The sequence below is a fragment of the Corynebacterium sp. genome (genome assembly GCF_022712275.1).
Taxonomy (GTDB): domain Bacteria; phylum Actinomycetota; class Actinomycetes; order Mycobacteriales; family Mycobacteriaceae; genus Corynebacterium.
Window position 1 is genome coordinate 1 of sequence record NZ_JALAGU010000046.1, and the last position, 21206, is coordinate 21206.

Sequence of the window (21206 nt, forward strand, 5' to 3'; positions counted from 1 at the left end):
CCCCTGTTAGGTTGACACCGGGTCGGGTGTATCCACCGTCTGTAGTAGACCTTCTAGGCTGGTATTTGCCCGTATTCATCAGGACGCCAGTCAGTACGGGGGTGAAAACAACTTCCGTCTCACCCCCGAAAGCCCGGATCGCCCACCCCAGGAAGGAACGCCCGGCATGACGCTGCACCCCGCAACTCCGGTCATCACCGACGATTCCGACTGGAACGATGTCGCCGCACGCCTCGAGGTCCTCCCCGACACCTTCCGCCGCTACGGCTGCTCGATCGACGAGTACCGGCTGATCCTCGACACCGCCCTGCCCGAACTGGTCCGGTCCGGCCTGCAGGCGAACACCGGTGACATCGCCGTCGGCGCCGGGGTGCCGGCGGACCACCCGTTGCTCTCCGATGTCGAAGGGCTCTACGACGAGGCACTGCGCTATGCTTTCCGGCTGGTGTGGCCCCGACCGTCCGACATGGACGTCGAGGACTACTCCCCCGCCGAGGCGGTCCGGGCACTGGTACGCACCGCCTACCGGCGCCACCGCGCCCACCCGGACGCCGTGCGGCTGATCCTCACCGAGAACATCCAGGGCCACGCCCACGTGACGGGGCGCCCCGAAACCCTCGAGTCCTCCCCGGTGGTGCTCCAGATAGACCGGGTGCTGATGCGCGGCCAGGATTTCGGGGCCTTCCGGCCTGGGATCTCCGCCGAGGACGTCTACGTCCTCATCACCTCACTGTGTACCTTCCCCGCTGCCCAGGGTTCGACCTTCCACGGCCACTACGCCACCGACGTGGACTACGGTCCGACCGTCGACGGGCTGGAGATGCTGGCCTGCGACACGGTCCTGGCGTTCCTCACCACGTCGATGCCGACCGACCAGGGCAGTTCCTACACCCACGCCTCCCCCACAGTCATGACACCGGGTTCTGTCTCGGCGTCGCTGTACTCCGCCGGGGACGGTGACAGTACCGCGACCGGGGAGGAGGACGCCGCGACGACTCCGCCCACCGAGGAGGGGGAAGAGACGGGTCCGGTGCCGGTGACGCCGTGGAGCGGTGTCGCCGTGGACACTGAACCCGGCTTCCTCGACTACCTGGATTACCGGGAAGGCGCGGACGACGACGTGAACACCGCTGACGACGGACTGAGCTCGCTCTACGACGACTGAGCCTCTCAGTCCCCGCCCCGTCGTCAGGCGGAGCGCTGCTCGCGCTCGGCGACCTCTTCGTGGGTCAGCAGCTGCGGGTCAGCGCCGGTACGCACGCTGTCGCCGGTGATGATGACCTCTCCGGTACCGGTGTCGTCTGGGATGGAGAACATCACCGGCAGCAGGATCGACTCGACGATCGACCGCAGACCACGGGCACCGGTCCCCCGTTCCAGGGCCTTCTCGGCGATGGCGAGGAGGGCGTCCTCCTCGAAGCTCAGGCGGACCCCGTCCATCTCGAAGAGGCGCTGGTACTGACGCACCAGGGAGTTCTTCGGCTCGGTGAGGATCTGCACCAGGGCGTCGGAGTCGAGGTGACCGACGTGCGTGATGACGGGAAGACGGCCGATGAGCTCGGGGATGAGACCGAACTTCACCAGGTCCTCCGGCTCGACGAACCGGAAGGGGTCCTTCTCCTCGTCGGCCTTGCCGCGGATCTCCGCGCCGAAGCCCACGCCCTTCTTCCCGCGACGGTCGGAGATGACCTTCTCCAGGCCGGCGAAGGCGCCGGACACGATGAACAGGACGTTCTTCGTGTCGAACTGGATGAACTCCTGGTTCGGGTGCTTGCGTCCCCCCTGCGGAGGAACGGCGGCGACCGTGCCCTCGAGGATCTTCAGCAGCGCCTGCTGCACGCCTTCACCGGAGACGTCGCGGGTGATCGACGGGTTCTCGGATTTCCGGGAGATCTTGTCGAGCTCGTCGACGTAGATGATGCCCTGCTGGGCGCGGGCGACATCGAAGTCGGCGGCCTGCAGGAGCTTGAGGAGGATGTTCTCCACGTCCTCACCGACGTAGCCGGCCTCGGTGAGGCTGGTGGCGTCCGCGATGGCGAAGGGGACGTCCAGCATCCGGGCCAGGGACTGGGCGAGGTAGGTCTTGCCGGAGCCGGTGGGGCCCAGCATGAGGATGTTCGACTTGGAGAGTTCGACCTCGTCGTCGGAGCGGCGGGCGGTGGCGTCGGAGGACTCGGCCCGGGTCCGCTTGTAGTGGTTGTAGACGGCGACGGCGAGGGTGCGCTTGGCGTCATCCTGACCGATGACGTACTCGTCGAGGAAGCGGGTGATGGCGGCCGGGTGCGGCAGATCGGTGGTGTCCACGTCACCGCCGCCGGCGGAGAGCTCCTCGTCGATGATCTCGTTGCACAGCTCGATGCACTCGTCGCAGATGTACACGCCGGGGCCGGCGATCAGCTTCCGTACCTGCTTCTGGCTCTTGCCGCAGAACGAGCACTTCAGCAGCTCGCCGCTTTCCTGCATTGACGCCATGGTCTCGGGCCACTCCTGTGATCTCGTCGGGGCTCATCTGACTCGTCGGGCCGGTCCGGCGGTACTCCCCCGGAGAAGAGGGGCACAGCGGACCGGTCAGCTCCGCTCGAGTGTACCCCTCAGGATCAGAACCCCTGGGAGACGCGCTGCTACACGGCGTTCCACCACAGGGAGTCGTGGCGGTCACCGTGGGCGGCCTGGTTGAGGTTCATGAAGTCCATGTCGATGGAGCTCCACGGGATCTGCTCGTCGGCCCGGGTGTGCAGATGCAGCAGCGGCTTGCACAGGGCCTTGAGGCCGCGGATCCACATCTTTGCCGGGGAGAACGTGTGCATCCAGGTGATGACGCCGACGACGTTGTCCTGTGCACCGGCCTCGAGGATGGCGGACAGGATGTTGTCGGAGTCTGTGAGCACCGGCTTCCAGACGATCTTCACGGGAGTGTCGTCGGAGGCGTCAAGCCGCTCGGCGATGACACGGGACTGCTCGGCGACCTGGTCGAGGGTCCCGGGGACCGTAGAGGCGCTGGGAGCCGGTGGGGCACCAGATCTCGCGGTCGCCGACAGTTCAGCCGTAAGACACTCCTGTTGCTCGACGGCACCGTCATGGGCCTGTCCATCCTGCTGCCCGCCGTGATCAACAGCCTGTGGTCGGACGCCGACCCGATGATGATCGTGGGCTTCCTCTGCATCTACGTCGCCTTCTACACCTTCACCTGGGCGCCGCTGACCTGGGTCATCGTCGGCGAGATCTTCCCGCTGCTCATCCGCGGCCGCCCCGGAGGCCTCCGCAGCCTCCTCCGCCGGGTAGTCAGTCCGGTGGTCTGCCCGGCTCCACCCCCGCTTTTCCGTAGGCTGGTCGCCATGACCATCCTGCATTCCCGGATCACCGGCCACGAAGGTCCGGACGCCCGCTCCGTCGTCCTGCTCGGCGCGCTCGGCTCCTCCGTGGACATGTGGACTCCCCTCCAGGACGCCGTCAGCGGCATCCCGGACGGGGAGTCTTTCCGTCTCATCGCCCTGGACCACCGCGGCCACGGGGCGTCCCCGCTGCCCGACGCGCTGCCCGGCAGGTCGGAGACCGTCGATGACGAGGACGCCGGGGGTCGGCCGGCGGTACCGGCCGGCCCGACCACGATCGCCGATCTGGCCTCGGACGTCTGCGACACCCTCGACACCCTCGGCACCGGCGCCGTCGATCTCGTCGGGCTGTCGATCGGCGGCGCTGTCGCCCAGCACATCGCGGCACACGCCCCGCAGCGCGTCCGCACCCTGACCCTGATGTGCACCGCCCCGTCCTTCGGGGCCCCCGAGGACTGGGAGACCAAGGCTCTCGCAGTGCGCAGCCGGGGGATCATCACGCTGCGGGAACTGTCCGTGGGTACGGTCCCCCGCTGGCTGACCGGGGACTTCCGGCGCACCCGGCCCGGCACCGCGCTCGCGGTCCAGGAGATGATCACCCGGACCAGCATCGAAGGCTACGCCGGGGCGTGCGACGCCCTGTCCACCTTCAACGGTCAGGAACTGCTGGGGCAGATCACGGCACCCACCCTCACGCTGGCCGGTGAACAGGACCCCACCTGTCCCCCGGCGACCCTGGCGCAGATGAATGAGGTCATCCCCACAGCGGTGCGTCATCTGGTCCTCCCCGGGGCACATCTGCTGCCGGTCGAGCTGCCGGGGCAGGTCGGTGACGCACTGCGGGAGCACTGGACGGCATACTGAGGGGACACCCCGTACGACACGTACGACCAACCCCCGTACCGTTAGGAACCCGAAGTGAGCACGTCCGGCATGACAGGACCGTCCATCCCCTCCCTGATCGACCAGGCCTGCCTCATCGTCCACGGCCCTGACCAGCCCGGCATCGTCTCCCACGTCTCCGCCGTGATCACCCGCAACGGCGGCAACATCACCGCCCTGGACCAGTACTCCAGCAACGACCAGGACGGGGACTTCTTCCAGCGCATCGTCTTCCACCGCGACAATCTCGTCACGGCGTTGGAGGACATCCAGGCCGACCTCGCCGAGACCCTAGCCCCCTACGGCATGCAGTGGTCACTCAGCGACCGCTCCGTGCCGAAGCGGATGGCGATCCTCACCTCGTCGGGTGACCACTGCCTGCTGGACCTGCTGTGGCGTCATCGTCGTGGTGATCTGCCGGTCACCGTCCCCATGGTGATCTCCAACCACACCACCACGGCCGAGGATGTCCGGTCCTTCGGCGTCCCCTTCTTCCACGTGCCCTCCCAGAAGGGACCGGACAAGAGCGAGTCGGAGGCGGAGATCCTGCGGCTGCTCAAGGGCAACGTCGATTTCGTCGTCCTCGCCCGGTACATGCAGATCATCTCGAATGACTTCCTGGAGAAGCTCGGCGTCCCGGTGATCAACATCCACCACTCGTTCCTGCCGGCGTTCGTCGGCGCGGACCCCTACCGCCGCGCCTGGGAGCGTGGCGTGAAGCTCATCGGCGCGACCGCCCACTACGTCACCGAGGACCTCGACGAGGGCCCGATCATCGAACAGGACACGGTGCGCGTCACCCACGCCGATTCCGTCACCGACCTGCGTCAGCGGGGTGCGGAGGTTGAGCGTTCCGTGCTCTCGCGTGCCGTGTCCTGGCACGCGCAGGACCGGGTGATCCGCACCGGGAATCACACGATCGTGTTCTGATCCTGCCTGGTCAGCCTCAGGCGTTGACGAGTGCGGGTGCGAGAGCGAACGGCGCGGCCGTGAGCTCGCGGAGCTCGTCGACGGTGACACCGTCAGCGCACTCGACGAGGGTCAACCCGGTCACTGGATCAACCTCGAAGACGCCGTGGGAGCTGACGATGAGGTCCACGCATTTCGCACCGGTCAGCGGCAGCGAGCACTGCTCGACGATCTTCGGCGCCCCCTTCTTGGTGAGGTGCTCGGTCATGACGATGATCTTCTCCGCACCGTGGACCAGATCCATCGCACCGCCCATGCCGCGGACCATCTTGCCCGGCACCATCCAGTTGGCGAGGTCACCGAACTGGGAGATCTCCATTGCTCCGAGGACGGCGACGTCGATGGACTTCGACCGGATCATCCCGAAGGATTCCGAGGAACTGAAAAAGCTCGCCCCTGGCACGACGGTGATGGTCTCCTTGCCGGCGTTGATCAGCTCCGGATCGACCTCGTCCTCGGTGGGGTACGGGCCGACGCCGAGGACGCCGTTCTCGGAGTGGAGCATGACCTCGATGCCCTCCGGCAGGTGCCCGGGGACAAGGGTCGGCATGCCTATGCCCAGGTTGACGTACTGTCCGTCACTCAGTTCGGCGGCCACACGGGCGGCCATCCGGTTGCGGTCCCAGGTCATGAGAGCTCCTCTGTTCCGGTCGGGGCGGACTGCGCGGGGCGGGTGGTGCGGTTCTCGATGCCGGTCTCCTGCGGACCGACGACAACCACCCGGTCGACATAGATGCCGGGCAGGTGGACCTGGTCGGGATCCAGCTCATCGACGAGTTGCTCGACCTGGGCGACGGCGACCCGGGCGCACTGGGCCGCCTCGGGGTTGAAGTTGCGGGCGGTCTCCTTGAAGACGAGGTTTCCCTTGCGGTCACCGATGTGGGCGTGGACCAGCCCGAAGTCGGAGCGGATCGCACTCTCGAGGATGTACTCCTCGCCGTCGAACACGCGGGACTCCTTCGGTGGGGACAGCTCGGCGGGGGTACCGTCGGTGTTGTAGCGCACCGGCAGACCACCGGTGGCCAGCTCCGTGCCGACGCCGGCCTTCGTGTAGAAGGCAGGGATGCCCGCACCGCCGGCGCGCATCCGCTCGGCCAGGGTCCCCTGCGGCGTGAACTCCACGGAGAGCTCACCGCTGAGATACTGGGCGGCGTAGATCCTGTTCGACCCGATGTAGGAGCCGATGGTCCGGGAGATCAGCCGATCCTCCAGCAGGGTGCCGAGGCCGAAGCCGTCGGTGCCGCAGTTGTTGGAGATGACCGTGAGATCCTTCGGGCCGAGTTGCCGGACGGCCTCGATGAGCAGGGCGGGGATTCCGACGAGGCCGAAACCGCCGACGGACAGCGACGCACCGTCGCAGATGTCGGCGACGGCGTCCTCGACCGATGCACATGTTTTGTCAAGCATGGGAATGACAGTACACTGGAGTTCATAAAACGCACATTTGTCCGCTGTGCGAACATTTTTCGCCCCCGAGCAGGGAGAACCCCCGTGAGCCCTACAGCATCGTCCGGCGACACCGGCGCCGTCCAGTCCTTCGTCCGTGGCCTCGACGTCCTCCGCACCTTCTCCGCCGAGACGCCCCACCAGACCCTCGCCGAGGTCGCCACCGCCTCAGGGCTCGCCCGCGCGACGGCCCGCAGGTTCCTCCACACCCTCGTGGCGATCGGCTACGCCGGTACCGACGGCCGGGAGTTCTGGCTCACCCCGCGTGTCCTCGAGATCGGCTTCAGCTACCTCACCTCCCAGCCGCTGGTCTCCGTCGCCCGGCCCCGTCTCGACGACCTCTCCCGGTCCGTCGATGAATCCAGCTCCCTGTCCGTCCTCGACGGCACGGACATCGTCTACATCTCGCGTGTCCCGGTCCGCCGGATCATGCGCGTCGACATCACCGTCGGTACCCGCTTCCCCGCCTGGGCGACCTCCATGGGACGGGTCCTGCTCGCCGGGATGGACGCCGCCACCCTTGACGACTACTTCTCGAAGGTCCAGCTCGAGGCGCTCGCCCCCGGCACTCTCGTCGACGAGGACCGGTTGCGCGAGGAGATCGCCAAGGTCCGTGACCAGGGCTGGTGCATCGTCGACCAGGAACTCGAACCCGGTCTGCGCTCCGTCGCCGCTCCGGTGACCGACTACGACGGCACCGTCGTCGCCGCAGTGAACATCTCCACTCAGACCTCGGTCCACGATGTCGCCGAACTGCACCGCACCTTCCTTCCCGCGGTCATGCGCACCGCGGACCTCATCTCCACCGACTACGCGCTCACCCACTGATCACCCACCAGAAAGGCACCCCGATGACCGACTCCCGCGTCCCCTCCCCCGCCGACTCCGACATCGTCCTGTGCACCCCGCTGCGCACCCCGGTCGGCGCCTACGGCGGAGTCTTCTCCGGCATCCCCGTCCAGGACCTGGCGTCCACCGTCGTCAAGGCGGTCGTCGAACGCTCCGGCGTCTCTGCTGAGGACATCGACGATGTCATCCTCGGCCAGGCGTCCCCCGCCGGTGGTGCCCCCGCACTCGGCCGCGTCGTCGCCCTGGACGCCGGCCTCGGCGAGACGGTCCCCGGCATGCAGCTCGACCGTCGCTGCGGTTCCGGCCTGCAGGCCGTCGTCACCGCCGCCGCCCACGTCGCCTGCGGTGCCGCCGACCTGGTCATCGCCGGTGGCGCGGAGTCCATGTCCACCACCGAGTACACCGTCGACGGCTCGATCCGCTGGGGGGTCAAGGGCGGCGACCTGGTGCTCCACGACCGTCTGGCCCAGGGCCGCGAGACCGCGGGCGGACGCAACCACCCGATCCCCGGCGGCATGATCGAGACCGCCGAGAACCTCCGTGAGCAGTACTCCCTGTCACGTGAGGCGCAGGACGCCCTGGCCGCCCGCTCCCAGCAGCGCGCCGTCGCCGCCCAGGAGCAGGGCCTCTTCGACGAGGAGATCGTGCCGGTCACCGTGCCCGGCCGTCGCCGTAAGGACCCGGAGATCACCGTCACCACCGACGAGCACCCGCGCCCCGGCACCACCGTCGAGAAGCTCGCCGGGCTGCGTCCGGTCCGGGCCCGTCAGGACGAGGACGCCACGGTCACCGCCGGTAACGCCTCCGGTCAGAACGACGGCGCCGCCGCCCTCATCGTCACCACCCGTGCGAAAGCCGCCGAACTGGGACTGACACCTGCCGCCCGGCTGCGTGGCTGGGCGGTGGCCGGTGTCGCTCCGGAGACCATGGGTGTGGGCCCGGTACCGGCGACCGCCAAGGTCCTGTCCCGGCTGGGACTGACCCTCGACGACCTCGACATCATCGAGCTCAACGAGGCCTTCGCCGCGCAGGTCCTCGCCGTGCTCTCCGAGTGGGACCTCGACCCTTCGGATCCCCGCCTCAACCCCTCCGGCTCCGGCATCTCCCTGGGCCACCCGGTCGGAGCGACCGGCGCCCGCCTGCTCGTCACGCTGTGCCACGAGCTCTCCCGCTCCGGTGGCGATCTGGGTCTGGCCACCATGTGCATCGGCGGTGGCCAGGGCCTCGCCGCCGTCATCGACCGCGCCGTGTAGATACGTGTAAGGAAGAGACCATGATCCTGAACTCCGTCTCCGTCGGTCCCCGCTCCGGCCGGACCGACGCCCCCGTCATCGTCCTCACCGGCTCCATCGGTTCCACCACCGACATGTGGTTGCCGCAGATGGACGCCCTGTCCGCCGACGCCCGCGTCATCGCCGTGGACCACCCCGGTCACGGCGGTTCCCCGGTGCCCACCGGCGACACCGCGCGCTACACCGTCGCCGACATCGCCACTGACCTGCTCAAGACCCTCGACCGACTGGGGGTGGCGTCCTTCCACCTGGCCGGACTGTCCCTCGGCGGCGCGGTCGCCCAGCATCTCGCAGCCGGTCGGGCGAAGAACCGTGTCCTGTCCCTGACCCTGCTGTGCACCGCCCCGAAGTTCGGCGAGCCGCAGTCCTGGTTCGACCGGGCCGCCGGGGTCCGCGCGAACGGCACCGGCAGCCTCGCCGACGGCACCGTGGAGAAGTGGTTCACCGAAGGCTGGCGTAAGGCGCACCCGGCCTCCACTGAGGCGTACCGCCGGATGATCCGCAGCGTCAACGACGAGGGCTACGCCCTGTGCAGTGAGGCACTGGGCCGGTGGGACTTCGCCGACCGACTGCCACAGATCGCCGTGCCGACGCTCACCGTCGCCGGGTCCACCGACCCGTCCACTCCCCCGGAGATCCTGCAGTCCATCGCGGACGCCGTGCCCGAGGCCCGGGCAGAGGTCCTGGACCCCGGCGCCCACGTCCCCACCGTCGAACGTCCCGACGAGGTCACCCGACTGCTCGCCGAACACATCGGCATGGCCCTCGACGGAGTCCCCCTCGACTGATCGGTCGGCGGGTCGGTCTCTCCCGTCGGCAGACCCACGCTCCGGACCCTCATGTCCGGAAGTAGTGCCGGGGAGTCGGTCTCATTGATTGAGACCGACTCCCCGGCACTACTTCTGCACCCGAAGGATTCTGTACCCGACGGAGGGGTCAGCTCTGGCTGACCACCTTGTCCTGGCTGCTGTGGTTCAGGGTGCGGCTGGTGAAGAAGATCAGTGCACCGGCCAGACCGACAATGGCGAAGACAAAGAAGCCCCAGGGGTAGGCCAGACCGGCGGAGACCAGGGTGCCGGAAACCAGCGGGCCGGCGATCGCGCCCAGGCGTCCGACACCGGAGGCGAAGCCCATGGCCGTCGCCCGGATCGAGGACGGGTGGTTCTCGGAGACGAAGGCGTAGACCAGCACCTGGGAGCTGAAGACGAAGACACCGGTGAGGAAGATGACGGCGTAGATCACGATGAGCGGCATCTTCACCGCGAGCAGGGCGAGGAAGACCGCGCCCACGGTGAACCACAGCACCGAGGTCCTGCGCGGGGACCAGCGGTCAGCGACATGTCCGGCCAGGAACAGGCCGACGATGGCGCCGAGATTGAGCACCAGGAGGAAGCTCAGGGAGCTGCCGAGATCATAGTCGGCCTCGCGCATGATCTGCGGCAGCCAGGTGTTCAGTCCGTAGACCAGCAGCAGGCCCATAAAGGAAGCACCCCAGATGGCGGCGGTGTTGCGGCGGAACGCCGGGGCGAGCAGAGCGCGGACGGTGTTGTGGTCAGTGGCTTCCTGACCGTGGGTGGCATCGATGGCGTCATCAGTGGCGAGGTCGTAGGTGGCGGCGATGCGGTCGGCCTCGGCGTCGCGGTCCACGGAACGCAGGAAGTGCGGCGACTCCGGCAGAGCCTTCAGCAGCACGACGCCGAGGATGAGGCCCGGCACGGCGCCGGCGATGAACATGGCGTGCCAGCCGGCGGCGTCGATGAGGAACATGGCCAGCAGGGCGGTCGCGACGGCACCGATGTGGTAGCCGGTCATGACCGTGGTCGTAGCCGATCCGGTCTTCCCCCGTCGGCTGAATTCGCCGACCATGGAAATCGCGGTGGGCAGCGCGCCACCGAGGAAGATGCCGGAGATGAACCGGAAGGCGGCGAAGAGGAAGACACCGACCGGCAGCGCGAGGAACAGGGTGAACAGCGAGAAGCCGAAGACGGAGAGCACGAGGACGCGGCGTCGGCCGATCTTGTCCGTCAAGGTGCCGATGGTGAGTCCACCGATCGCCAGGCCGACCAGACCGACGGTGGTGAGCATGGTGGCCTGTGAGCCGGTGAGCCCCAGGGCGGTGTCATCGAGCATCGCCGGCAGCGCCGCGCCGAGAACGACGAGGTCGAAGCCGTCGAGCATGACGACGATCCAGCACAGGGCGATGACCCAGCCGGCACTGCGACGGGTGGGTCCACGCTGGACGGAACTGCGGGATGCGCCGCCGGTCGGGACCGTGGGGTCCTGGTTGTCCTGGTGGTCGGTTGTGAGTGTCATCGTCATGTCCCTGTCTGTTCGGGGTGCCGCCGGCGGACTGTGTGAGTTCATCGACGACACGTCGGCAATGTGACGTGCACCTCATGCTAGAAGGTGGTTCATGATGTGGAAACGTGTTCTCCTGATGAACATTCCCTGCAACATCAATCGCCGTGACCTGCACAGATCCACCACCACCCCACAAAGCAATGCAAAAAGGGGTGGCAACCGGGGGTACTTGCGATGCTTTCCGTGCTGATGGCAGACGCTCCCGACCACCTGTCCATGACGAAACCCCGGCCGGGGTATTCCCGACCGGGGTCATCTGACGCAGAGCGACGGACTAGCGCTCGTTCAGCGTCCGACTGAAGGAGAAGATCACCGCACCCGCCAGACCCACCGCGGCGAAGGCGAAGAAGCCCCAGGGGTAGGCCACCCCGGCTGAGGAGAGCGTCCCGCCGAGGATCGGGCCGGTGATCGCACCGAGGCGTCCGATACCGGCGGAGAAGCCCATCGCGGTGGCACGCACCGACGCCGGGTGATTCTCACCGGTGAAGGCGTAGACCAGCACCTGGGAGCTGAAGACGAAGACACCGGTGAGGAACAGGGCGACGTAGATGGCGACGAGCGGCATCCGCACGGCGAGCAGGGCGAGGAACACCGCAGAGGCCACGAACCACAGTACCGAGGTCTTCCGTGGAGACCAGCGGTCGGAGACCGCACCGGCGAGGACCAGGCCGACGACCGCACCGACGTTCGCGACGAGCAGGAAGCTCAGGGAGCTGCCGAGGTCGTAGTCGGCCTCGCGCATGATCTGCGGCAGCCAGGTGTTCAGTCCGTAGACCAGCAGCAGGCCCATGAAGGAGGTGCCCCAGATCGCCAGGGAGTTGCGACGGAAGGCCGGCGACAGCAGCGTGGCGACCGCGTTGTGCCCGGTGGCCTCCTCACCGAGGGTGGCGTCGATGGCGTCCCCGGTAGACAGGCCGTAGGACTCCGCGATCCGGTCAGCCTCGTCAGTCCGACCGACGAGACGCAGGTAGTGCGGGGATTCCGGCAGGAAGTACCACAGGACTGCCGCGAGAACGATGCCCGGGACCGCACCGGCGATGAACATGGCGTGCCAGCCGGCGGCATCGATGAGGAACATGGCGAGCAGCGCGGTGAGCACAGCACCGACGTGGTAGCCGGTCATCACCGTGGTGGATGCCGAGCCCGCCTTACCGTGCGGCCGGAACTCGGTGACCAGGGAGATCGCGGTGGGCAGGGCCCCGCCGAGAGCGACACCGCCGAGAAAGCGCAGGACAGCGAAACCGGCGACCCCTATCGGAACCCCGAGACCGAGGGTGAAGACGGAGAACCCGAGGACCGAGAGGGTCAGGACGCGACGCCGGCCGAGCCGGTCGGTCAGCGCGCCGATAGTCAGTGCGCCGATGGTCATTCCAACCAGACCGATGGTGGTGATCATCGTGGCCTGAGACCCGCTGAGGGACCAGTCGGTGTCGTCGAGCATCGACGGGACGGTCGTGCCGAGCACCACGAGGTCGAACCCGTCGAGCAGGACAGCCAGCCAGCACAGGACGACGACGCCGACGGTGCTGCGTCGACGGACGGTACCGTCCCTGCCTGCCCCGCCGGAACGGCCGGACGGTGCAGCGTCCCGCGCATCACGTTGAGTCGCCGTTGACATGGTCTTCTCCTCTCGCGGAGGGATCCGGTGGACTGTGAAGCAGCGCACGGCATCCCGGTGATGTGTTGCATGGAACACCGTAACCGGGCGTTCACTGTGCGCAAATGGGTTCGCATAACGAACGACTTCGCCCCGTTGATTCACCTTCGACCAGCGAAGAAAACCACCCCCGCCACCATGTCCATGGCGACGGGGGTGGTTTCCAGGGGTGACTGTGCCGACGACTGCCGACGACTGCCGACGACCGCCGCCTACAGACCCAGAACCTTCACCGCGTTGTCCTTCATGATCAGCGGGATGGCCTCCTCGCGGATCCCGAGCTTGTCGAAGTCGTCGATCCACCGGTCCGGTGTGATCAGCGGGAAGTCGGAGCCGAACAGGGTCTTCTCGCGCAGCACCGTCCCGATGACCCGGGTCAGCTGCGGTGGGAAGTACGTCGGCGACCACCCGGACAGGTCGATGTACACGTTCGCCTTGTGCGTGGCGATGGAGATCGAACTGTCGACCCACGGCACCGAAGGATGCGCGAGGATCATCGTGAGGTCCGGGAAGTCCGCGGCGACGTCATCGAGCAGCATCGGATCGGAGTAGCGCAGCTTGATGCCGCGTCCACCCGGCAGTCCGGCACCGATGCCGGTCTGACCGGTGTGGAACAGGCACACCAGCCCCTCCTCCGTCGCTGCCTCGTACAGCGGGTAGCAGGTCCGGCCACTGGGGTCGAACCCCTGCAGACTGGGGTGGAACTTCAGGCCGCGGACGCCGTAGTCCCGCGCCAGCGTCCGGATCTTCGCCACCGCCTCCCTGGGCTGCAGCGGGTCGACGGAGCCGAACGGAATGAGCACGTCATTGTTCTCGGCGCACTGCTCGGCGATCTCCTCGCTGGAGACACCTTCGTGCCCGCCGAGTGCGGTGGTGGCGTCCACGGTGAAGACCACCGCAGCCATGTTCCGTTCCCGGTAGTGGGACGCCAGGTCGGAGACCGTCGGGGTGCGCGGGACCGGGGCGCGGAAGTAGTCGGCGGAGGCGTCGAGCAGTTCCTGGTCCAGGGAGGTGTGGCAGCGCTCTCCATGACCGTCCGCCTCGACGTGGGTGTGCACGTCGAGTGCGACAATCTTCTCGGTGTCGATGGCCGGGGTGTACGTCATCTTCGTGTCTTCCTCTGTCGTTATCGGAGATCGGGGAATTCGGCCTTGAGCGCGAGCAGGCGGACGAGCATCTCGTCGCGCTGCTCCGCCATGGCTGCGGGGTCACGGCCGTCGAGTTCAGCGTCTACCCCGGCGACCAGGGTGTCGGTGAGCCCGTCATCGAGGTGCACTTTCTGCAGGTCGTGCATCCACACCTCCTGCGGCGGGCCGAGGTGTTCGAGCAGGTGACGCATTCCGCCGGGACCACCCGACAGGTGCTGCAGTGCCAGGGGCCCGAGCACCGACCAGCGCAGGCCGGGGCCGTAGGCGATGGCGGTGTCGATGTCCGCCACACTCGCCACCCCACGCTGCACCAGGGAGTAGGCCTCCTGCCACAGAGCGGCCTGCAGCCGGTTGGTGACGTGGCCGGGCAGTTCGGCGCGCACGAGGATCGGCTTCTTGCCGACCTCCCGGTAGAAGGCGAGGCCGCGGTCGACGGCGTCGGCCGGGGTGTCACGTCCGGGCACGAGTTCCACCAGCGGCACGAGGTGTGCGGGATTGAACGGGTGGCCGACGACGATCCGCCCGGGGTGGGCCGTGGCAGACGCTGCGAGGGACGACGGCCCGAACCCGGAGGTGGAGCTGGCGATGAGTGCCTCGGCCGGGGCCGCGGCGTCGATCTGGGCGAGCAGGTCCTGCTTGAGGTCGAGGCGCTCGGGGCCGGACTCCTGGATGAAGGACGCCCCGGCCACCGCGTCGGCCAGGGTCTCCGCGAAGCGCAGGACGCCGCGGGGCGGCGTCTCCACGGTCCCGTCCCGCAGCCGGTCGGTGACGGCGAGGTTCTTCGCGATCTGGTCGTGCAGCCGCTCCTCGGCTCCCTCGGCGGGGTCCCAGGCGGTGACGTCATAACCGGCGGTGAGGAATGCCGAGGCCCATGCCGCACCGATGACGCCGGTGCCGATCACGGCGGTGTTCATCGCGCTCATGCGTCAACCTCCTGTGACGCCGCAGCGTAGGCGACGATGTCGTCGAGGGAGTGCGGCTCGGCCAGCGAACCCGGCGTCACCACGGACGCGGGGTCTGCGCCCTGCACGATGCGCTTGACCGGCACTTCGAGCTTCTTGCCGGTGCGGCCCAGCGGGACCGCGGAAATGCCGACGACCTGGTCGGGGATGTGACGCGGGGACAGTTCAGTGCGCAGTTCGGTGCGGATCGTGGCGACCATCGCGTCATCGAGCTCCACACCGTCGTCAGTTTGGACGAACAGCACCAGCTTCCCCATGCCACCGTCCGGATCCTCCAGGTGGATGACCAGGCAGTCCTTCACCCCGGGCAGCGCGTCCACCACGGTGTAGAAGTCGGCGGTGCCCAGGCGGACACCACCACGGTTGAGGGTCGCGTCCGAGCGTCCGGTGACGACGACGCCGCCGGCGGAGTCGAAACGGGCCCAGTCGCCGTGACGCCACACGCCGGGGAACTTGTCGAAGTAGGCGTCCCGGTAGCGCTGCTCACCGTCGGCGCCCCAGAAGGTCACCGGCATCGACGGCACGGGCTCGGTGATGACCAGCTCACCGGTCTCGTCGAAGACTTCATTGCCGTCACTGTCGAAGGCCTTGGCGGCGAAGCCGAGGCTGGCCGAGGACATCTCACCGCCGTAGACCGGGGTCAGCGGGGTGGCGTGGAGGATGCCGGTGCACACGTCGGTGCCGCCGCAGCCCACATTGAGCAGGACGCCGTGACCGAAGGTGTCCACGACCCACCCGTAACCGGCGGCGGGCAGCGGCGCGCCGGCCGAGCAGATCTCCTTGACGGTGGAGAGGTCGAGTTCGGACGCCGGATCGAAGCCGGACTTCACCGCGGCCATGATCCCGCCGGGCGCCATACCGAAGACGGTGGCGCGGGTGCGCTCGGCGACGCGCCAGAGTTCGCGGTCGTCGGGGAAGTTCGGGTTGCCGTCGATCATGACGATGGCGGAACCGAGGACCAGCGCACCGACCAGGGTGTTCCACATCATCCACGCGGTGGTGGAGAACCAGCAGAAGACGTCGTCCGGGCCGAGGTCGAGCTGCAGCCCGGAGCACTTGAGGGTCTCCAGGAGGATGCCGCCGTGGCCGTGGACGATGGCCTTAGGCTTACCGGTGGTGCCGGAGGAGAAGAGGATGACCAGCGGCTCGTCGAAGGGAACGGCGGCGAAGGTGAGGGGCGTGTCTCCGGAGGAACCGGCGCCGAGGTCGGTGTAGTCGGAGACGGTGAGGTGGTCGGAGAACCGGTCCCGCAGGTCGGAGCGCAGCGAGAAGTCACCGTAGGTCACCGGGACGACGGCCTGAAGGGCCGGCAGGGCGTCAACGACCTCGGCGACCTCGTCGTCGCGGACGATGTCCTTGGTGCCGTAGCGGTACCCGGCGACGGCGAAGAGGACCTTCGGCTCGACCTGGGAGAACCGGTCGACCACGCTGCGGGTGCCGAACTCGGGGGCGCAGGCCGCCCAGATCGCACCCAGGCTGGCGGTGGCGAGGAAGGCGACGAGCGCTTCGGGCTGGTTAGGCAGGTAGCCGACGACCCGGTCGCCGCGTCCTACCCCGAGGTCCTTCAGCCCTGCGGCGACGCGGGCGACCTCGGCGCGCAGTTCACCGAAGGTGAGGGTGAACTCGTCGCGGGACTGGGAGACGGCGGTGACGGCGACCCGGTCGACCTGCTCCGCGGTGCCTAGGGAGTGCTCGGCGTAGTTGAGGGTCGCACCGGGGAACCAGTTCGCGTGCGGCATGGCACGGGACTCGAGGACGGCGGTGTACGGGCTGTGCGCCTGGATACCGAACCAGTCCCAGACGGACTCCCAGAAGTCCTCGATCTCGGTGACCGACCAGGCGTAGAGGTCGTCCCAGCCGGTGAAGTTGTGGCCCCGTTCGGCGTTGAGCCAGGTCAGGTAGTGGCCGATGCGGCTGGTGGAGACGGCATCGGCGGGGACGTCGCGGAGGATCTGTGCCATGGCTAGTTCCTCACCTTCGGGCCGGAGCCGGAGAGGAAGTCCTGCATCCGCTCCTTGGCCTCGGCGGACGACTGCGCAACGGCGGCCATGAGGGATTCGAGCATGTATCCCTCGTCCTTGCCGGACTCGACGATCCGGGGCAGCGCCTGGGTCACCGCGTAGTTGGTGACCGGGGAGTTCTCGGCGATCCGCTCGGCGAGTGCGCGGGCCTTCTCCACCCCCTCGCCCTCGGCGACGAGGTAGTTCGCCAGGCCGACACGCTCGCCTTCCTCGGCGTCGAGGACGCGGCCGGTGAGCATCATGTCCTGCATCCGGTTCACCCCGATCAGCCGAGGGACGCGGACCGAGGCGCCACCGCCGACGAACAGGCCACGGCTGCCCTCGGGCAGGGCGAAGAAGGTGGTCGAGTCTGCGACGCGTAGGTGGGCGGCGGTGGCCAGCTCCAGGCCACCGCCGACGACGGCACCGGTGAGCACGACGACGACGGGGACGGCGGACTCGGCTATCTGGTTCATCGCGGCGTGCCACATCCGGGAGTGGTGGAGCCCGCCCACAGCGTCCCGCTCGGAGAGTTCGGACAGGTCCAGGCCGGCGCAGAAGTGCGGGCCGGCCGCTGTGAGCACGACGGCCTTCACGTCCGGGTGCCCGGTGGGAAGGGTGCGGAAGAACTCGCCGAGGGCGAGGACGGTGCCGTCGTCGAGGGCGTTGCGCTTCTCAGGGCGGTTGAGGGTGAGCGTGGCGACGGTGCCGTCGACGGTGAGCTCGAGGGTCTCCGGCAGGGGGCCGGACGGCAGGGGCGTGACCGTGGTCATGGGGTTTCTCCTGTGGTTCTGTCGGTCAGTCGTTGCTGTCGGTGCCGTGTGCGCTGTGTGCGCTGTGCGCGCTGTGCGCGCCCAGCGGGCCGGAGCCGCGCAGTTTCGGCTTGTGTACCTTGCCGGAGCCGGTGCGGGGCAGGTCATCGAGGAAGGTGACGATCTTCGGCACCTTGTACTTCGCCAGGCGCTGGGTGGCGTAACTGATGATGTCCTCGGGAATCGGCTCCGACCCGGGCTTCGCCACGACATAGGCGTGGCCGACCTCGCCCCAGCGGTGGTCAGGGTCGGCGACGACGGCGACCTCGCCGACATCCGGGTGGCCGAAGAGCACCTCCTCGACCTCGGCGGGATAGACGTTCTCACCGCCGGAGATGTACATGTCCTTGATCCGGTCGACGATGTAGAGGTAGTCCTCGTCGTCCATGTAGCCGATGTCACCGGTGCGGAACCAGCCGTCGGCGTGGAAGGCCTCGCGGGTGGCGGTCTCGTTGTCCCAGTAGGACTTGATGACGTTCGGGCCGCGGACGAGGATCTCGCCCCGCTCCCCCGGGGGCAGCTGACCACCGTCGGCACCGACGACCTTCACGTCGGCGAAGGGCACGGCACGGCCGGCGGATCCGGGCTTGCGCAGAGCGTCCTCTGCGGTGAGGAAGGTCGCGCCGGGGGCGGTCTCGGTGAGACCGTAACCCTGGCAGAAGGCGATGCCGCGCTCCAGGAAGTCGTTGATGAGCTTCACCGGGATCGGAGCGCCGCCGGAGTTCACGAAGCGCAGGGTGGACAGGTCGGCAGACTCCCAGCGCGGCGAGTCCACCAGGTCGGCGAACATCGTGGTGACGCCGAAGAGCCAGGTCACCCCGTACTTCCCGACGTTGTCGAAGACCTCGTCCGCCTGCCACTTCGGCAGGAAGACGGTGGTCGCGCCACGGATGTAGCTGGTCATCACCTGCTGGTTGAGTGCGGCGACGTGGAACAGCGGGGCGGACGCCAGGGTGACGTCCTTGGCCGACATGTCCGTGTCAAGAATGATGTTGAAGGCGTTCCAGATGATGTTGCCGTGGTGCAGGACAGCGCCCTTGGCATGGCCGGTGGTGCCGGAGGTGAAGAGGATGAAGGCGGGATCCTCGGCGGTGAGGCCCTCCTCGACGTGACTGCCCTCGGGGGCGTCCGCGGCGATCTCGGCGAGAGACGGAGGGTTCGCGAGGTCGGCGTCGGTGACCGCCTCCCACTGCAACGGGTGGCGTTCTACCGGCACGGTGGTGGCGTCCGCCAGGGCCTCGTGTTCCGGGGCGACGATGAGGACGCTCACGTCGGCGGCGGCGAGCTGGTGGTCGAGCTCGGCCGGTGCGAGGCGCCAGTTCAGCGGGATGAAGATCGCGCCGGTCCGGAGACAGGCGAGCAGGGCGGAGACCAGACCGGGGTGGTTGGAGCCCAGGTAGGCCACACGGTCACCCTTGCCGATGCCCCAGCTGCGCAGTCGGGCCGCCCGGACGAGGACGCGGCGGTGGACCTCGGCGTAGCTGTACTCACGGTCCTCGAAGATCACCGCAGGGCGGGAGCCGTACTTGGCCGCCTGCTCCTCGGACAGCCGGGCGAGGCTGGGGTGCAGGGACGGGCCGGGCCCGGCGGAGGATGGTGTGTCCACGGAAGCCATGGGATACCTCACTGTTCTGGGACGGGAACTGTTTTCTGTACGGAAGCTCTGTTGCTGTGCCGATACTATGCAATACCTCGCTGTTGCGTCAACATGATGCAGCCTAATAGTGTAGGATGCATCACAGCCCCACCATTTCGTAGAGTTGAGTGCCATGACCGCCGCCCCGCCCGCACCCGCCTCCCTGCAGCCGCAGTCACTGCTGATGTCCCTCGTCGGCCTCCACCAGCTCGACACCGACCGCCCGGTGAGCGGCACCTCCGTCGTCCACGTCCTGGGACGACTCGGAGTGGCAGAACCCGCCGCCCGCTCGGTCCTGCAGCGCGTCACCACCCGCGGCCTCATCGCCCGCCACAAGGAGGGCCGGCGCACCTTCTACTCCCCCACGGACCACGGCCGCGCCGTCCTCGAGGGCGGACGCACCAAGATGTTCCACCGCTGGCGGGAGGACGCCTGGGACGGCCGCTGGACCTTCGTCAACCTCACCGTGCCGGAGAGTCACCGGAAACTGCGTCACCGCATCGGCTCACAGCTGACCTGGGCCGGGTTCGCCCGCACCTCCGACGGACTGTGGGTCGCACCGGGCCGGCATGAGGTCACCGAGATCCTCGGGCAGGACGCCCTGGCCGGTCCGGACGCCCCGGATGACGCAGCTTCGACCCCGTCTCCCCCGGTCGTCATCTACGGCCACCCCTGTGCCCCCACCACCGACGCACAGCTGGTCGAACCCTTCGACCTCGACCGGGTCGACACCGGCTTCCGCGACTTCCTCGCCCGGTGGGACGGGGATGCTGTGGACGCTGCACCGACCGACCCGGTGGATGCACTGGTCACCCGGCTGCAGCTGCACGCCGAATGGCTCACACTGACCCGTGCCGACCCCCAGTTGCCCGATGCCCTGCTCCCGACGGACTGGCCGGGCGGCATCGCCGGTGACCGGTTCCGGGCACTCGACGCCACCCTGGCCGAGCAGGAACGCCCGGTCATCGAGGACTACTTCGCCGGGGCCCTCGACCGGCTCCCCCGCTCGCAGCCTGCGAACCAGACCAGCTGCTGACCCGGAGCTCCGGGCGGCGGGCCGGCGACGACGAGATCGAGTTCCACACGCGCCCGGCCGAAGCCCTCGGCCGGGAAGTAGAACTCGCCGCCCTCCTGCTGCACGTAGGCGTCGGTCGGGTCGTTCATGTACCCGAAGAACTTCTCGAAGACCGGTGGGGTGAGGATGCCCATCATGGAGGTGTTGTTCGCCGTTGTTCCGCGAACGCACCGGGTAGGAGTTGACCTGCTGGTAGGTCTCGTAGCGGTCGCCGCGTCCGGCCTTGGTGACGAAGGCCTGCTCGCCGGCGGGGAGCCGGACGGGCGGGGCCGGCTCGACACCGGTGTAGGCGGTGTCCGTGACGGTCACGCCGAGGGACGCCGCCAGCTCGCGGCTGAACAGGTCGCCCACCGTGTGCTGCGGGGTGCGGGAGAAGATGTGGCTGGCGGTGCCGACCACGTGTTCCCCGGCGAGCTGGTGGAGCCACTCGTCGGTGAAGTACCGGTAGAACGAGTTCCCCACGGCGTCCGCCCGGATCGAGAAGGGCGTTTTCGCGGGAACGTTCACAGAGTCACCGGCGACGACGCGGTGCAGCTCACCCTCGAACCAGATCCGCAGCTCGCCGCCGAGGACGTGGAGGAAGGAATGGCCCGGCGTCGTGAGGAAGGGGCTCTGTGAGCCACCCGGCAGGGCGACACGGGACAGCGGGAACTCGCCGGCGGTGTCGGAAATCCCCTGGTTGTCACTGGTGAAGGCGGCGTCCGGCTCACGCTCCAGCCGCCCGTCGTCAAACACCACCCCCGGGCCCAGCTCCATGACGTCGCCGGGGTTGAGGAAACCGTGGC

Annotated in this window: 20 protein-coding genes and 1 pseudogene; 8 read left to right on the forward strand and 13 right to left on the reverse strand. The window is 68.2% G+C overall.

Annotation, left to right across the window (positions count from 1 at the left end; genetic code table 11):
- Nucleotides 1-166: 166 nt before the first annotated feature.
- Nucleotides 167-1165 (forward strand): TetR family transcriptional regulator, encoded by a 999-nt coding sequence (locus tag Q0A27_RS10535; RefSeq protein ID WP_291475260.1) that lies wholly within the window; start codon nt 167-169, stop codon nt 1163-1165.
- A 23-nt stretch (nt 1166-1188) separates the two neighbouring features.
- Here Q0A27_RS10535 and clpX read toward each other — a convergent pair whose 3' ends face one another.
- Complete coding sequence (gene clpX / locus Q0A27_RS10540) at nt 1189-2463, reverse strand: ATP-dependent Clp protease ATP-binding subunit ClpX (protein WP_291475334.1); 1275 nt, start codon at nt 2461-2463, stop codon at nt 1189-1191.
- 158 nt (nt 2464-2621) lie between these two features.
- Complete coding sequence (locus Q0A27_RS10545) at nt 2622-3038, reverse strand: hypothetical protein (protein ID WP_291475335.1); 417 nt, start codon at nt 3036-3038, stop codon at nt 2622-2624.
- On the opposite strand from Q0A27_RS10545, the gene Q0A27_RS10550 reads away from it, so the two are divergent.
- Nucleotides 2967-4196, forward strand: coding sequence for an alpha/beta fold hydrolase (locus Q0A27_RS10550; protein ID WP_291475337.1), 1230 nt, complete (start codon nt 2967-2969; stop codon nt 4194-4196). The two genes, Q0A27_RS10545 and Q0A27_RS10550, sit on opposite strands and share 72 nt — an antisense overlap.
- Nucleotides 4197-4265: 69 nt before the next feature.
- Entirely contained in the window at nt 4266-5144 is an 879-nt protein-coding gene (purU, locus tag Q0A27_RS10555) for a formyltetrahydrofolate deformylase (RefSeq protein WP_291475261.1), read from the forward strand.
- Between the two features lie 16 nt (nt 5145-5160).
- On the opposite strand, the gene Q0A27_RS10560 is transcribed toward purU, so the two are convergent.
- A complete protein-coding gene (locus Q0A27_RS10560; protein WP_291475262.1) occupies nt 5161-5814 on the reverse strand; it encodes a 3-oxoacid CoA-transferase subunit B in 654 nt (217 codons plus the stop codon).
- Nucleotides 5811-6590: a CoA transferase subunit A gene (locus Q0A27_RS10565; RefSeq protein WP_291475263.1), complete on the reverse strand. Its 780-nt coding sequence runs from the start codon at nt 6588-6590 to the stop codon at nt 5811-5813. Before Q0A27_RS10565 ends, Q0A27_RS10560 begins: the two co-directional genes overlap by 4 nt.
- 84 nt (nt 6591-6674) lie before the next feature.
- On the opposite strand from Q0A27_RS10565, the gene Q0A27_RS10570 reads away from it, so the two are divergent.
- The 3 genes from Q0A27_RS10570 to pcaD are packed head-to-tail and all read left to right on the forward strand — an operon-like array spanning nt 6675 to nt 9558.
- Complete coding sequence (locus Q0A27_RS10570; RefSeq protein WP_291475265.1) at nt 6675-7457, forward strand: IclR family transcriptional regulator C-terminal domain-containing protein; 783 nt, start codon at nt 6675-6677, stop codon at nt 7455-7457.
- A 23-nt stretch (nt 7458-7480) separates the two neighbouring features.
- Entirely contained in the window at nt 7481-8731 is a 1251-nt protein-coding gene (locus tag Q0A27_RS10575; protein WP_291475266.1) for an acetyl-CoA C-acetyltransferase, read from the forward strand.
- A gap of 20 nt (nt 8732-8751) precedes the next feature.
- Nucleotides 8752-9558 (forward strand): 3-oxoadipate enol-lactonase, encoded by an 807-nt coding sequence (gene pcaD, locus Q0A27_RS10580; RefSeq protein ID WP_291475267.1) that lies wholly within the window; start codon nt 8752-8754, stop codon nt 9556-9558.
- A 148-nt stretch (nt 9559-9706) separates the two neighbouring features.
- Here the strand turns inward: pcaD and Q0A27_RS10585 are convergent, their stop codons facing one another.
- The 7 genes from Q0A27_RS10585 to Q0A27_RS10615 form a co-directional block, all read right to left on the reverse strand.
- Entirely contained in the window at nt 9707-10948 is a 1242-nt protein-coding gene (locus tag Q0A27_RS10585) for an aromatic acid/H+ symport family MFS transporter (protein WP_291475339.1), read from the reverse strand.
- A gap of 457 nt (nt 10949-11405) precedes the next feature.
- Nucleotides 11406-12749 (reverse strand): aromatic acid/H+ symport family MFS transporter, encoded by a 1344-nt coding sequence (locus Q0A27_RS10590; RefSeq protein WP_291475269.1) that lies wholly within the window; start codon nt 12747-12749, stop codon nt 11406-11408.
- Between the two features lie 251 nt (nt 12750-13000).
- Complete coding sequence (locus tag Q0A27_RS10595) at nt 13001-13894, reverse strand: amidohydrolase family protein (RefSeq protein ID WP_291475271.1); 894 nt, start codon at nt 13892-13894, stop codon at nt 13001-13003.
- A 20-nt stretch (nt 13895-13914) separates the two neighbouring features.
- Nucleotides 13915-14859, reverse strand: a complete 945-nt coding sequence (locus Q0A27_RS10600; protein WP_291475272.1) for a 3-hydroxyacyl-CoA dehydrogenase NAD-binding domain-containing protein — start codon at nt 14857-14859, stop codon at nt 13915-13917.
- Entirely contained in the window at nt 14856-16859 is a 2004-nt protein-coding gene (locus tag Q0A27_RS10605; protein ID WP_291475274.1) for an acetoacetate--CoA ligase, read from the reverse strand. Before Q0A27_RS10605 ends, Q0A27_RS10600 begins: the two co-directional genes overlap by 4 nt.
- Nucleotides 16860-16861: 2 nt before the next feature.
- Nucleotides 16862-17671: a crotonase/enoyl-CoA hydratase family protein gene (locus tag Q0A27_RS10610; RefSeq protein WP_291475276.1), complete on the reverse strand. Its 810-nt coding sequence runs from the start codon at nt 17669-17671 to the stop codon at nt 16862-16864.
- A gap of 25 nt (nt 17672-17696) precedes the next feature.
- Nucleotides 17697-19316 (reverse strand): class I adenylate-forming enzyme family protein, encoded by a 1620-nt coding sequence (locus tag Q0A27_RS10615; RefSeq protein ID WP_291475278.1) that lies wholly within the window; start codon nt 19314-19316, stop codon nt 17697-17699.
- Between the two features lie 163 nt (nt 19317-19479).
- Between Q0A27_RS10615 and Q0A27_RS10620 the strand changes: the two genes are divergently transcribed.
- Nucleotides 19480-20382, forward strand: coding sequence for a PaaX family transcriptional regulator C-terminal domain-containing protein (locus Q0A27_RS10620; protein WP_291475280.1), 903 nt, complete (start codon nt 19480-19482; stop codon nt 20380-20382).
- Here the strand turns inward: Q0A27_RS10620 and Q0A27_RS10625 are convergent.
- Nucleotides 20319-20510, reverse strand: coding sequence for a hypothetical protein (locus tag Q0A27_RS10625; RefSeq protein WP_291475282.1), 192 nt, complete (start codon nt 20508-20510; stop codon nt 20319-20321). The genes Q0A27_RS10620 and Q0A27_RS10625 overlap by 64 nt on opposite strands.
- Between Q0A27_RS10625 and Q0A27_RS10630 the strand changes: the two genes are divergently transcribed.
- On the forward strand, nt 20509-21039 hold the full coding sequence (locus tag Q0A27_RS10630) for a hypothetical protein (RefSeq protein ID WP_291475284.1): 531 nt from the start codon (nt 20509-20511) through the stop codon (nt 21037-21039). The genes Q0A27_RS10625 and Q0A27_RS10630 overlap by 2 nt on opposite strands.
- Here the strand turns inward: Q0A27_RS10630 and Q0A27_RS15060 are convergent.
- Nucleotides 20950-21177 (reverse strand): annotated as a pseudogene (locus tag Q0A27_RS15060) (hypothetical protein); the annotation flags it as partial. The gene Q0A27_RS10630 and the pseudogene Q0A27_RS15060 overlap by 90 nt on opposite strands.
- Between the last annotated feature and the right edge of the window lie 29 nt (nt 21178-21206).